The sequence below is a fragment of the Dietzia natronolimnaea genome (assembly GCF_002289575.1).
Lineage (GTDB): Bacteria > Actinomycetota > Actinomycetes > Mycobacteriales > Mycobacteriaceae > Dietzia > Dietzia natronolimnaea_A.
The window spans coordinates 75,895-87,669 of the sequence record NZ_NTGA01000002.1 but is presented as its reverse complement, the minus strand read 5'-3'; the positions used below and the strand labels follow the sequence as shown (position 1 = coordinate 87,669).

The 11,775-nt window shown below is 69.5% G+C and carries 12 protein-coding genes; 4 read left to right on the top strand and 8 right to left on the bottom strand.

Translation table 11 applies throughout. The features are described 5' to 3' along the window. Positions 1–7 precede the first annotated feature (7 nt). Positions 8–1,552 (top strand): pyridoxal phosphate-dependent decarboxylase family protein, encoded by a 1,545-nt coding sequence (locus tag CEY15_RS01230; RefSeq protein WP_095716935.1) that lies wholly within the window; start codon positions 8–10, stop codon positions 1,550–1,552. Here the strand turns inward: CEY15_RS01230 and CEY15_RS01225 are convergent, their stop codons facing one another. The 3 genes from CEY15_RS01225 to CEY15_RS01215 all read right to left on the bottom strand — a co-directional run bounded on the left by CEY15_RS01225 (position 1,553) and on the right by CEY15_RS01215 (position 3,450). Continuing rightward, positions 1,553–2,152, bottom strand: coding sequence for an HNH endonuclease (locus tag CEY15_RS01225; RefSeq protein WP_176474978.1), 600 nt, complete (start codon positions 2,150–2,152; stop codon positions 1,553–1,555). It lies immediately after the preceding gene. Between the two features lie 183 nt (positions 2,153–2,335). Further along, positions 2,336–2,683 carry a hypothetical protein gene (locus CEY15_RS01220; RefSeq protein ID WP_095716934.1) on the bottom strand — a complete coding sequence of 116 codons (348 nt, stop codon included), beginning with the start codon at positions 2,681–2,683 and terminating at the stop codon, positions 2,336–2,338. 95 nt (positions 2,684–2,778) lie between these two features. Then, entirely contained in the window at positions 2,779–3,450 is a 672-nt protein-coding gene (locus tag CEY15_RS01215; protein ID WP_176474977.1) for a GAP family protein, read from the bottom strand. Between the two features lie 105 nt (positions 3,451–3,555). Here CEY15_RS01215 and CEY15_RS01210 point away from each other — a divergent pair, with 105 nt between their 5' ends. Beyond that, the gene (locus tag CEY15_RS01210; RefSeq protein WP_245847079.1) at positions 3,556–4,794 is read left to right on the top strand and encodes a carbamoyl-phosphate synthase large subunit; all 1,239 of its coding nucleotides are present in this window, start codon (positions 3,556–3,558) and stop codon (positions 4,792–4,794) included. A gap of 105 nt (positions 4,795–4,899) precedes the next feature. Further along, on the top strand, positions 4,900–6,111 hold the full coding sequence (locus CEY15_RS01205; protein WP_245847077.1) for an alpha/beta fold hydrolase: 1,212 nt from the start codon (positions 4,900–4,902) through the stop codon (positions 6,109–6,111). A 16-nt stretch (positions 6,112–6,127) separates the two neighbouring features. Here the strand turns inward: CEY15_RS01205 and CEY15_RS01200 are convergent, their stop codons facing one another. The 3 genes from CEY15_RS01200 to CEY15_RS01190 all read right to left on the bottom strand — a co-directional run bounded on the left by CEY15_RS01200 (position 6,128) and on the right by CEY15_RS01190 (position 9,326). Continuing rightward, positions 6,128–6,565 (bottom strand): universal stress protein, encoded by a 438-nt coding sequence (locus CEY15_RS01200; protein ID WP_095716932.1) that lies wholly within the window; start codon positions 6,563–6,565, stop codon positions 6,128–6,130. A 193-nt stretch (positions 6,566–6,758) separates the two neighbouring features. After that, a complete protein-coding gene (locus CEY15_RS01195; RefSeq protein ID WP_095716931.1) occupies positions 6,759–8,390 on the bottom strand; it encodes an ABC-F family ATP-binding cassette domain-containing protein in 1,632 nt (543 codons plus the stop codon). Between the two features lie 144 nt (positions 8,391–8,534). Beyond that, positions 8,535–9,326, bottom strand: a complete 792-nt coding sequence (locus tag CEY15_RS01190) for a thioesterase family protein (RefSeq protein WP_245847075.1) — start codon at positions 9,324–9,326, stop codon at positions 8,535–8,537. A 30-nt stretch (positions 9,327–9,356) separates the two neighbouring features. Between CEY15_RS01190 and CEY15_RS01185 the strand changes: the two genes are divergently transcribed. Continuing rightward, positions 9,357–10,523: a lycopene cyclase family protein gene (locus tag CEY15_RS01185; RefSeq protein WP_095716930.1), complete on the top strand. Its 1,167-nt coding sequence runs from the start codon at positions 9,357–9,359 to the stop codon at positions 10,521–10,523. On the opposite strand, the gene CEY15_RS01180 is transcribed toward CEY15_RS01185, so the two are convergent. Both CEY15_RS01180 and CEY15_RS01175 read right to left on the bottom strand, forming a co-directional pair. Beyond that, positions 10,520–11,269: a hypothetical protein gene (locus CEY15_RS01180; RefSeq protein ID WP_245847073.1), complete on the bottom strand. Its 750-nt coding sequence runs from the start codon at positions 11,267–11,269 to the stop codon at positions 10,520–10,522. The two genes, CEY15_RS01185 and CEY15_RS01180, sit on opposite strands and share 4 nt — an antisense overlap. A gap of 34 nt (positions 11,270–11,303) precedes the next feature. Next, positions 11,304–11,774 carry a metal-sulfur cluster assembly factor gene (locus tag CEY15_RS01175; protein ID WP_095716929.1) on the bottom strand — a complete coding sequence of 157 codons (471 nt, stop codon included), beginning with the start codon at positions 11,772–11,774 and terminating at the stop codon, positions 11,304–11,306. Position 11,775: the final 1 nt, after the last annotated feature.

The window sequence follows — 11,775 nt, the reverse complement described above, 5'->3', positions numbered from 1 at the left end:
ATTCCCCATGACAGTCGACCACCCCGACGCCGATCCCCTGGAGAGCCTGATCGCGAGAAGGGGCGAGGCTGCCCTCGAGACGCTGGAGGAGTTACGGGCGGCCGACCCGCCGACGACCGGCGGCCGGGTCCTGTCCTACGTCTACGACTCGGGACTGGAGGGGGTGGACCGGGTGGCCGTCCGCGCGGCCGGTCTGGCGCACGGCGTCAACGGCCTCGACCCGACCGTGTTCGGGTCGGTCGCGCGGATACATCGGGAGATCGTGCAGAGGGTCCGCGCGATCCTGGGCGGGGACCCCGGCGACGGTCCTGATGTCGACGACGACGAGGTCCACGGTGTCGTGACGTCGGGCGGCACCGAGAGTTGCGTCCTGGCGTGTCTGGCGGCACGCGAGGTCGCGGGGAGGGCTCCGGGTAGTGGCGGGACGATCGTCGCCCCGGTGACCGTCCACGCGGCGTTCCGCAAGGCCGCCCACGTCCTGGGGATGCGGTTCGTCGGCGTCGAGGTGGATCCCGCCTCGGGACGCGTGTCCGCCGCGGACCTCCTGGGTGCCGTGGATCGGGACACCTGCCTGGTGGTGTGCTCGGCCTCCTCCTACCCCACCGGTGTGATCGACCCGGTGGAGCAGGTCGCGGCCGGGCTCGACGCGCACCACGACCCGCGGATCGGACTGCACGTTGACGCCTGCCTGGGCGGGCTGGTGCTGCCCTTCTGGCCGGGCGGGGTGGGCTCGACCTGGGATCTTCGGATCGGACGTGTGACCAGCATCTCCGCCGATCTGCACAAGTACGGGTTCGCGCCCAAAGGGACCTCGGTGCTGCTCAGCCGGGGCCGCACCCGGCATCGCGCATCCTGGTTCTCCACCGTCGACTGGCCGGGTTACCCGGTGGTCAACCCCACCCTGTCCGGGTCCAAGCCCCTCGAGCCCGCGGCCGCCGCGTGGGCCGTGCTCGAGGCCCTGGGCGACGACGGTCAGTCCGAACTGGTGGCGCGCACCGCCAGGGCGACCGCGGTTCTCGTGGAGGGCTTGTCCGGCATCGAGGGACTGCGGGTGATCGACTCCGATCCGGGCCCCCTGATCGCCGTGGTGGCCGACGGCTCCGTCGGAGATGACCAGCGGGTCCACCCCCACCTGTGGGCAGACGAGTGCGGTCGGAGGGGCATCGCGGTGCAGGCGCAACCTGCGTACCGCCAGGAACGCGGCTCGTTGCCGTCGTCGTCCCACCTCACCATCACCCCGGTGACCGAACGCCTGACGGACGAGATCCTCACCGTGGCCCGGGCGTCCGCCGACGCGGTACGCGGGCTGCCGGATCCGTCGCCCCCGGCGGCGTTCGCCGACGTGCTGGCCGCGCTGGAGGCCGGCGCTCTCTCCCCCGGTGATCTGCTGGCCCTCCCCGAGGACGACGTGCACGCGATGGTGTCCGGGGTCCTCGGCGAGACAGGTGGCGACGACGACGGCATGGCGCCGCTCCTCGCGGCGATCGAACGCCTTCCGGCCGAGGTGGGCGGGCGATTGGTGCGGGCGTACCTCGCGGCCGTGATGGAGTAGTCAGGTCAACTGCGAGCGGACATCCGCCGACGCTCGGAACCAGCGGGCCACATACGCGTGTGTGAGCATATCCGGGTAATTCTGCAGGTACCGGACGAACCAGCCGGTCAAGCCATCCCAGTCGGTATGGACTCCCGGCGGGTGAAGCGACCAGCCCAGCTCCTGGATAGTCCAATGAGCCTTCGCCGAGTTTCGCAACATCGAGGTGCAGACCCAATTCGAGGCGTCATCCACTCCTCCTCGCGCAACGGGCTCGAGATGATCGATGGTAGGAAACAGTTCCCAGAACGCGAAGTGCGTCTTCGACATCAGCCAGTTCGGGTGTGCGGGGAAGTCCTCGGGAAGAAGGGCGGACAGCAAACGCAGCGCACCCGGATTCACCAGTCTCTGACCGCTGTAGCGGTCGAGGAAACCGTCTCGGTAGAAGAGGTGCAGACACTGGCGGTCGGTGTAGCGGCGACCGGACTTGATCACCGGCGCGAACGGGTAGTCGGCCTGCAGAATCTCGCGGCCCGAATCCATATAGCCAGCGTCGATCACGGTGGCTACCCGAGCCAAGACCTCGGCTTTGTCGACAACGGACGGCTGCTGCTCGGGCATACCACCGGTTCCGGTCTCCCCCATAGTCACGATGCGCCTCCCCCTCTAACTCGGTGTCTTCGGCACCCGGGCTCGACGCTACTGGCACGAGACAACGACGACCGCCCCTCGACCGGAGTCGAGGGGCGGCGCGTGATGGCGAGTGCTGGTGTCAGACCAGGATTGGGTCAGGCCCGGATCGCGTCAGACCAGGACCGCGATGGCGACGTTGACCACTCCGAGGATGCCGGCGACGTTCGCCAGGGTCCTCGTGCTGCCCGCGGCCCTGGCCTCTCGGCGGACGCCGATCACCGCCACGACCAGGATGACGATCGCGATGACCAGCTTGATCCCGATCTTCATGTGGTTGAGGTCCACGTCCTGCATCTCGCGCAGGCCGACCAGCAGCAAGCCGGTCACGACCTGGAGGATCGCACCGTGGAGGATCGCCTTGTTCACGAGCGGCGCCTTGATGGTGGCGAGCCACCCGCCGATGATTCCGGCCAGGCCGATGAAGTGCAGGATCAGAACGATGTCAAAAACGAGGTCCATGGCAAGAAGTCTCTCAAACCCCCTGGTCAGGGCAGTCGCTAAGGATCGCCTAACCGTCGGCGCAGGGTCAGTGGTGCAGGGTCAGTGGTGCAGGGTCAGCGCTGCGGCAGGGTCGCGAATCCCACCAGGGCGACGCCGCCGACCATCATCACGCCAAAGGCCACCCAGCGGGTGTCCCATCCGAGCATCCGTTCATACGCCGCGGTGACCTTGCGGGTCGCGACGGGGAAACGTGACCACAGCCACGCGAGGAGAATGAATGGCCCGAGCAGCGCGACCAGGAAGACGAGGTAGGCACACACCCTGACGACGGGATCCGTGCTCACGCTCTCCACCAACCGACCGGTGAGATACATGATCGGCAATGTGGTCAGGCCGATGACGGCCGAGGTGAACCCGAGCACGAATAGCGCGGCCGGGGGCGAACTCTGGTCGGGTGCCCGTTCCGGGCGTCGCGGGAGCGTTGGGGCGACCCGGACCCACAGCACCATCGCACACGCCAGGATGAGCAAGAGCACGCCCACGACCAGGTCGACGTCGCGATTCTCCACCACCGCATCCCCGCGCTGGCGCACGTGATCCACGAGATTCGCGGGGTTGACGCCGTGGAGGACCAGCGCGAGCGCGGTGGCCCCGGACGCCAGACCCGTGAGCAACCACGTCATGCGCGCGCGCACGTTCTGGTTCCGCGCGAGGATGTCGGCGGTCGCGCCGTAGAGCGCGGGACTCAGTCCCAGCGCCAGACCGAACCCGATCAGTGTCGGCACGGCCGCGATCCATCCCGCCACCTCGTGCATGCGCCCCCATTTCGTCGTCTCGACAGTAGTACCGATTGGGGACCGGTTGCGCCCGGGTCGGCAATAGTATGACCAGTGTTCACCGCCTCTGAGAGGGCCACCATGCGCGTACTCGTCACCAGTTCCAGGAACACCTTCGCCCTGGACATCATCCGCAAGCTCGGCAGCCGTGGTCACACCGTGGTGGCGAGCGACACCTACTCGGGCGCAACGGGCAGTCATTCCAAGTACCTGGCGGGCCATGCCGTCACGGCCTCCCCCCGATACGACACCGACCAGTTCATCCGGGACGTGAACAGAATCGTCGGCGAGTACGAGATCGACCTGATCATCCCGACCTTCGAGGAGGTGTTCTACCTCGCCGCCCGGGCCGCCGATCTACCCGAGGGGGTCACGCTTTTCGCCGGGAGTTTTGCCAAGCTCGCCCAATTGCACGACAAGGCCAGCTTCCAGCGGCTGGTGGAACGGTCCGGGGTGCCGATCCCCGAGACCATCGTCGCCACGGACCACGCCTCGCTACTGGCCGCGATCGACAAGTACCCGCGCTACTTCGCCCGCGCGGCGTTCTCTCGCGGAGGAGTGGGCCTGCTGACGAACACCGGCCCGCTGGCGGGCAAGATGTCGGTCGACGACTGCCACCCCACCGAAGAACAGCCGTGGTTGGTGCAGCCCTTCGTCGACGGGCCCATGGTGTGCACCTACAGCACCATCGTGGACGGCCGGGTCACCTCGCACTGCACCTACCGAGCGCCCGAGCAGTGGGCGCACAGTACGGGCATCACCTTTCTCGCCGTCGACAGCACCGACACCCTCGACTACACCAGACGCATCGTCGAGGCACTCGATCAAGGATTCACGGGCCAGCTCTCTTTCGATTTCGTCGACGACGACGGCCAGTTCTACGCCATCGAGTGCAATCCCCGTCCGACCAACGGCGTCATCCTGCTCAGCGCCGAGGAACTCGAGCAGGCGCTGACCGGTCAGAATCCCGAGCCGTTCGTCGTCGAACCGGGCGTCGAGCGCCAGATCAGCCTTGCCGTACTCGCCGACGCGTTCGCCGAGCCGCTCAAGCACCTGCCCACCTCACTGCACGACCTGCTCCACGTTAAGGACGTCGGGTCGGGATGGCACGACTCGTTCGCCATGATGTGGAGTCCCGCGACACTCGTCCACGGAGCCAAGCTGAGCCACGGCCAGCGCAAGGAGCTGCTGGGGGCCCTGGGCGACGACATCGTGTGGAACGGCGAACCGATCACGGGTATGAGCGCGGCCGACGCCGCCGCGCTCGAGGACGTTCACGAACAGCGGATCTGAGCATCGCGAGGTCGGGTGTGCTCGTGACGCTCGTTTTTGGTCGACACCGGCCCGCCGGTCGACTCCGGCCCGCCGCTCAAGACTGGTGAGCCGGTCGGTGGGACCGTGATTCTGCACCGCCCGCTGGTGTCGTCTCTGGCGGTCGGCACCCCGGGAGTGCGCCACATCAGACGACCGGCCGACGACGGCGGGCCCGCATTCGACCTGGCCTACGTGCGGACCGGCCCACGTACCCACCGGCCGACGGTGGTGGTCCCCGGCGGTCCGGGACTGGGTTCGGTGGTTCCCTATCGCGGGTTCAGGCGCCAGGCCGGTCGCCTCGGGCTCGACCTGATCATGGTCGAGCACAGGGGCGTCGGCCTCTCCCGCACCGACACCTCCGGGCGGGACCTGCCGGATTCAGCCATGCGGGTCGCCGCCGTCGCCGGGGACATCGCGTCGGTTCTCGATCGGGAGGGGGTGGATTCGGCTCACCTCGCCGGATCCTCCTACGGGAGCTACGTCGTGTCCTGTCTCGGCGCCCTGCACCCGGAACGCGTCGCGGGGATGCTGTTGGACTCGGCGCTGCAGTCGTCGACGGACATCGACCTGGAGCGGCGGGCCGTTCGCTCGATGTTCTGGGAGGCAGACACTGACATCGCGGCAGATGTGCGACGTCTCCACGCGCGCGGGGAGGATGGTCGGCGGCTGCTCGATGTGATCCGCGCGGCCCATGAGTTTGGTGGGCCGGAGCTGCTCGGTCCGCTACTGCGGGGGAGGGTGCGGGGACGGGGGCGGTTCCCGACCCCGGACACCGTGGCCTGGCAACTGCTCGAGGCGTACGCGACCCGGGGTGGTTCGCCCGCTCGCGTGCCGGGGGTCTACGAGTTCGACATCGCCGGGACGATCGGTTTCCGAGAGTTGGGGTACGGCACCCCCACCGACGGCCTGCCCCTGGATCCCGCTCTGACCTATGCTCCGCTCGCGCACCGGTTTCCCGGGTTCGACGCGGAGCCGGTCGACCTCCGTCGCGAGACCTCCCGGTTCACCTGGCCGGTGGTGCTTCTCAGCGGAACCAGGGATCTGCGCACACCGCCGGCCATCGCCGATCGCGTGGCTTCGATCGCTCCGGACCCGGTGGTCGCCCGCATCGAGAACGGCCACAGCGCTCTGGACACCCATCCCGAAGCGATGCTGGTGGCGATCAAGCACCTAGTAGACGGTCGGCACGACGCCCTTCCCGGCCAGGTCCACGCGCTGAACGCCCTTCCCCGCCGCGGCGTGTCGGCCCGGTTTCCGGACCTGCTCGCGGGTCTTGTCCGACGCGTCGAGACCTGACCTGGAAGCGAGTGGCTCAGGCGTCCTCGGAATGACGTGGCAGGACCACGACGGGCGAGTGCGCGTGCGAGACCACATGCTGGCTCACCGAGCCCATGAGCAGTCCGCGGAAGCCGCCCCATCCCCGGCTGCCCACCACCACGAGCCGGGCGTCCTGTGATGCGGTGACGATCGCCTCCGCAGGATGGCCGCGGATCACGGTCTGCTCAACCTGTGCCTCGTCGCCCAGAGTGTCCCGGACGGAGTCCGCGAGCATGGTGCGAGCCCTGTCCTCCAGGACTTCGGGGTCCACCCACCCGGCCATGGCGTACGGGCCGACGACTGCCGGCGTCTCCACTGCGGCGATGGCGATCACGGGCGCCCCGACCGTGCTCGCGTAGTCGGCGGCCCAGGCCAGGGCCTTGAGCGAGTCCGGGCCCCCGTCCACCCCCACGACGACTGGCTTTGCGTCCATTGGTCGACCTCCTCCGTGAGACCGTCGACGGGGCACCCGGCGTCAGTCCGGATCCGGCGACACTCTCACCGTAGCCGCACCGGATCGATGCCGCGAGGAGGCCGGACAATAAATCGAGCGTGCCCTCGCTGCGCTCGGTTACGCGAGTTCGACCGTCTCATGCGCGAACGTCGCGTGCCCTCGCTGCGCTCGGTTACGCGAGCTCGACGATCTCCATGTACTCCTGGCTCCATAGGTCCTCCGTACCGTCCGGCAGGATGATGACCCGCTCGGGCTCCAACGCCTCCACGGCGCCGGGGTCGTGCGTGACCAGGACGACCGCGCCCTCGTAGGTGCGCAGGGCGTCGAGCACCTGCTCGCGCGAGATGGGGTCGAGGTTGTTGGTGGGCTCGTCCAGCAGCAGCACGTTGGCCGCCGACGACACCAGCCCCGCCAGCGCCAGACGCGTGCGCTCACCGCCGGACAGCGTGCCGGTGGGCTGCTCCAGCTGCGGGCCGGAGAACATGAACGCGCCCAGTAGGCCGCGCAGGTCCTGCTCCCCCGCGTCCGGCGCGGCGTGGCGGATGTTCTCCCACACGGTCGCGTCCATGTCCAGGGTGTCGTGCTCCTGGGCGAAGTAGCCGATCTTCAGCCCGTGGCCGGTCACCACGCCGCCCTCACCGTCGGTGCGCTCGACGCCGGCGAGCAGCTTGAGCAAGGTGGTCTTGCCGGCACCGTTGTAGCCCAGCACGACCACGCGGCTGCCCTTGTCGATCGCCAGGTCGACCCCGGCGAACACCTCGAGCGAGCCGTACATCTTGGTCAGACCCTTGGCGAACAGCGGGGTCTTGCCGCACGCGGCGGGCGTGGGGAACTTGATGTGCGCGACCTTGTCGGCCACGCGCACCTCGTCGAGCTCGTTCATCATGGTCTCGGCGCGGCGGATCATCTGCTTGGCGGCGGCGGCCTTCGTGGCCTTCGCCCCGAGCTTGGCGGCCTGCTGCTTGAGCGCCGAGGCCTTCTTCTCGGCGTTCGCGCGCTCGCGGCGGCGACGCGCCTCGTCGGTGGCGCGGGCGTCGAGGTACTTCTTCCAGCCCATGTTGTAGGCGTCGATCTCCCCGCGCACGGCGTCGAGGAACCACACCCTGTTGACCACGGCCTCGAGCAGCTCGACATCGTGGGAGATGATGATCAGCCCGCCCTCGTGCTTCTCGAGGAACGAGCGCAGCCACGTGATGGAGTCCGCGTCGAGGTGGTTGGTGGGCTCGTCCAGCAGCAGCATGGTCTGGGACTTGCCGGCTCCGTCGGACGCGGCGAACAGGATCCGGGCCAACTCCACGCGCCTGCGCTGTCCGCCCGAGAGCGTCCCGAGGTTCTGGGTGAGGATCCGATCCTCCAGCCCCAGGCTGCTGCAGATGCGGGCGGCCTCGCTCTCGGCCTCGTATCCGCCCCGGGCGGAGAACTCGTCCTCGAGCCGACCGTACTTCCGCACGGCCTTGTCCATCGCCGCGTCGTCGGGCGCCTCGACCATCTGCTCCTGGGCCTCGGCCATCTGGAGCATCAGTACGTCCAACCCGCGGGCCGAGAGGACCCGGCTGCGGGCGAGCTGGTCCATGTTGCCCTCGCGGGGATCCTGCGGCAGGTACCCCACGTCGCTGGTCGAGACGACCTTCCCGGCGTACGGCTCTCCCTCGCCGGCGAGGATCCTCATCGTCGTCGTCTTACCGGCGCCGTTCCTGCCCACCAGGCCGATCCGGTCGCCGGGCTGGACCCGCAGCGAGGACCCGTCCATGTGGAGCAGGGTGCGCACGCCGGCGCGCACCTCCAGGTCGTCGATGGTGATCACGTGCGCGGGTACCTCGTCTGTTCTCGGGTGGGTTCTGGCCGACCAGCCACTCTACCTGCGGCGCGAGACGCGGGACGACTCCGGTGACCTGGGTCTCCGCCCGGACCGGCTCTCACCCGACCCTGCTCTCATCCGACCCTGCCTTTATCCGACCCTGCGCCCGTACAGGTTCTGGACGCTTCGGCCGATCCGTCCCCGGTCGTCGGACAAGCGGGTGTCGGTGACGACCCCGCCACCGGGACCGCCGACCGTCTCCGAGTCCAGGTGCACCCATCCCGGCATCGGCTCACGGTGCAGTGAGACCACCAGGTCGCAGTTGATCGCCGGGTAGGTCAGCGGGTCGGTGGCCAGGGAGATCCCGCTCGCCGAGTCCGCCACTAGGATCGTGTGCTGCCACCCTGTCATCGACTCGCCGTCGACCAGGTCGAGCCGGCTCCGGCCCCATGCGCGCGCCGGACCGAGGGCGTCGCCGTCGCCGTGGTCGAAGGAGAAGTCCACCACGGACAGGTATCCGTCGGCGTGCGCGAAGGACATCATCGCCCCCCGCACGCGCGGGGCGGCCGGCACCTCGGGACCGGTGTGGTCGCCGTGCACGGGGAAGTCCCCGGGCGTCGAGCGCATCCGCCATCCGCGGGCCACCAGGACGGGCCGATCGCCTGCGGACGCGGTGGCCTCGAGCAACTCCACGCTGCGACCGGGCCGGACCGTGCGCACCTCGATCTCCAGGTCCGCCACGGGGACCGGGCCGAGGACGTCGACCGAGACCCGGGCCAGCCGCGTCCCCGGCCGCTGCTCGAACCGCTCCATGGCGCGCACCAGCAGGGCGCTGGGCGGGCCGGCGTGCTGTGAGTCCGGTGACCACGGCCCGGCCGTCAACGGAGAGGACTCGAAGCGCCCCTCGGCGAGCTGGTGGTAGAACGCTCCCGGCACGGCCATGCCCTCCCCTCGGCGGTACTGTCTGTCGTGATGGATGTTACGGGGGGTGCTCTCTACGACGTCGCCGTCGTCGGTCTCGGGCCGTCCGGCCGCGCGCTCGCCTCCCGGTGCGCCGCCGCGGGCCTGAGTGTGCTCGCGATCGATCCGCGGCCGGACGCACCGTGGCGTCAGACGCTGTCCCTGTGGGCCGACCAGCTGCCGCCGTGGCTCTCGGTCACGCAGTGCGGTGTCGACGTGCTGGCGCACTCCGTCGACGCCCCGGCGCTCCACTCCCCCGGACGGGCGGTGCTGGACCGGACCTACAGCGTGCTGGACAACGCCGCACTGCGGGAGGCGCTCCCGCTCGGGGACGGCGTAACCGTCGAGACCACCGCCGTCGACGACGCCGGGTTGTCGGCCCTGACCGCCCGTGCGCACCGCGTGGTGGACTGCCGCGGCGCCGGCGGCCCACACAACACCGGACCCCTCCAGACGGCCTACGGGATCGTCCTGGACGCCGAGGACGCCGCACCCGCCCTCGGCGGTGAGACGGCGCTGTTCATGGACTGGCGTGCCGATCACGACGACGACGACCTGGGCCCCAGCTTCCTGTACGCGATACCCGTGCGCGCGGGCCGGGTCCTGCTGGAGGAGACGTGCCTCGCGGGCCTGCCCGCCCCGGATCCCGCCGCGCTGGCCGACCGGCTGCGCTCGCGGCTGGTGCGGCGCGGGGTGTCGCGGTCGGCCATCGACGCGCCACTCGAGGTGGAGCGGGTGCGCATCCCGCTCCTGCCCCGCGGTGGCTGGGCCGGCGACCCCCGCATCGATGCCTTCGGCACCGCCGGTGGACACGGACACGCCGCGACGGGGTACTCGGTGGCCTCGATGCTGGCCGCCGTGCCGGCCGCGGTACACGCCGTCGGTACCGGGTTCCCGATACCCGCTCCCCGGTCCCCCGCCAGCACCACACTGCACGGGATCGGGCTCCGCGTACTCCTGCGCGCCGACGATCGCACGCTCCGGCAGTTGTTCGACGCATTCGGCCGGATCGAGGGGCGTCGTCAGGAATGGTTCCTCGACGGCGCGAGTCCCTCGTACCAGTTGGCGCTGGCGATGTGGGACATGTGGGTGGGCATGCCGGCGCGCGGGAAGGCGGGAATGATCACCGCGGTGTTCCGGCGGACCCCCCGTCCCGCGGTCGACGCGCGGTCGCGCTAACCCGCCAGGGGGCGGTTCTGTCCGGTCTCGTCCGGCGCCGCGGAGAATCCGTCGAAGGCGAGGGTCAGTCCGCCGGAGCGGCGGGTCAGGTGGAACATCGAGGCCAGCGCGATCACGGCCCATGTCACGCCGACCAGCTCGAAGGTCTCCTCGACATACATGACCGCCACGTAGAGGTCGGACCTTCCCTGGTCACGTTCCACGAACCCCGAGATGGACTCGATGACCAGCGCGCCGAGAAGGAACACCACCGCCGAGCAGATCAGCCCGATCGTCACCCGGGTACGCAGGGCGAGCACCAGGCGCAGGAGCAGCGCGGCGACCACGAGTGCGATGACGGTCCCGGGTATGACCCAGCTGTAGTACAGGTCGATGGGCAGCAGAGGCGCCAGGTGGTCTCCCACGAAGAACAGGCGCTCGTGGAGCTGGGCCGCCTCGTCTGCCGAGGCGGCGAAGGCTACCGCCGCGAACACCCACCACGAAATGCGGAACCGGTCCGAGGTGAGGGCCGCCAGCGCGGCCAACGCGCCGACGAGCAGCCACAATGTGGCCGCGAACCAGACCGCGACATTCCCCTCGGACCCGATATCGAACGCGGTCCACAGCAGGTTCCAGCCCTGATCGGGCTCGTAGCTCTCCGTGGCCCGGACCACCGCGTACAGGATCCCGGACAGGGGAGCGAGGAGAAGCGCGGGCAGCAGGAGCCACCTGGCGGCCCGGGACAGGCGGTACCCGGCTACTCCCACGTCCCGTGGCCCAGGTTGGTGGTGGCCTCGGATGTCAGACCGTGAAGCCGATGGCCCGGAGCTGCTCCCGGCCGTCGTCGGTGATCATCTGCGGGCCCCACGGCGGCATCCACACCCAGTTGAGTTCGAGTTCGTTGGCGAGGTCGGAACCCACCACCGCACTTCGTGCCTGGTCCTCGATCACGTCGGTGAGCGGACAGGCCGCCGAGGTCAGTGTCATGTCGACGCGGGCGATGGTCGACCCCTCGGTCTCTCCCGGGCGGACCCAGATGTCGTAGACCAACCCGAGGTCCACCACGTTGATACCGAGTTCGGGATCGACCACGTCGCGCATGGCCTCCTCGAGGTCGGCGACCAACTCCAGGTCCTGCTCCGACTGCTCGGGGCGGTTGGGGTCGGGACGGAACTCACCGTTGTAGACGGTGCCCGCCGCTGTCGGGTTCTCCTCCGCCGACGTCGCGTCGTCGACCGACGGGTCGTTGGCCGGGGTCATCTGCTCGGTCATG

Coding starts and splice junctions, on each gene's coding strand:
- CEY15_RS01175 (WP_095716929.1), bottom strand. CDS start 11,774: ATGACCGAGCAGATGACCCCGGCCAACGACCCGTCGGTCGACGACGCG.
- CEY15_RS01185 (WP_095716930.1), top strand. CDS start 9,357: ATGGATGTTACGGGGGGTGCTCTCTACGACGTCGCCGTCGTCGGTCTC.
- CEY15_RS01225 (WP_176474978.1), bottom strand. CDS start 2,152: ATGCCCGAGCAGCAGCCGTCCGTTGTCGACAAAGCCGAGGTCTTGGCT.
- CEY15_RS01200 (WP_095716932.1), bottom strand. CDS start 6,565: ATGGACGCAAAGCCAGTCGTCGTGGGGGTGGACGGGGGCCCGGACTCG.
- CEY15_RS01230 (WP_095716935.1), top strand. CDS start 8: ATGACAGTCGACCACCCCGACGCCGATCCCCTGGAGAGCCTGATCGCG.
- CEY15_RS01220 (WP_095716934.1), bottom strand. CDS start 2,683: ATGGACCTCGTTTTTGACATCGTTCTGATCCTGCACTTCATCGGCCTG.
- CEY15_RS01190 (WP_245847075.1), bottom strand. CDS start 9,326: ATGGCCGTGCCGGGAGCGTTCTACCACCAGCTCGCCGAGGGGCGCTTC.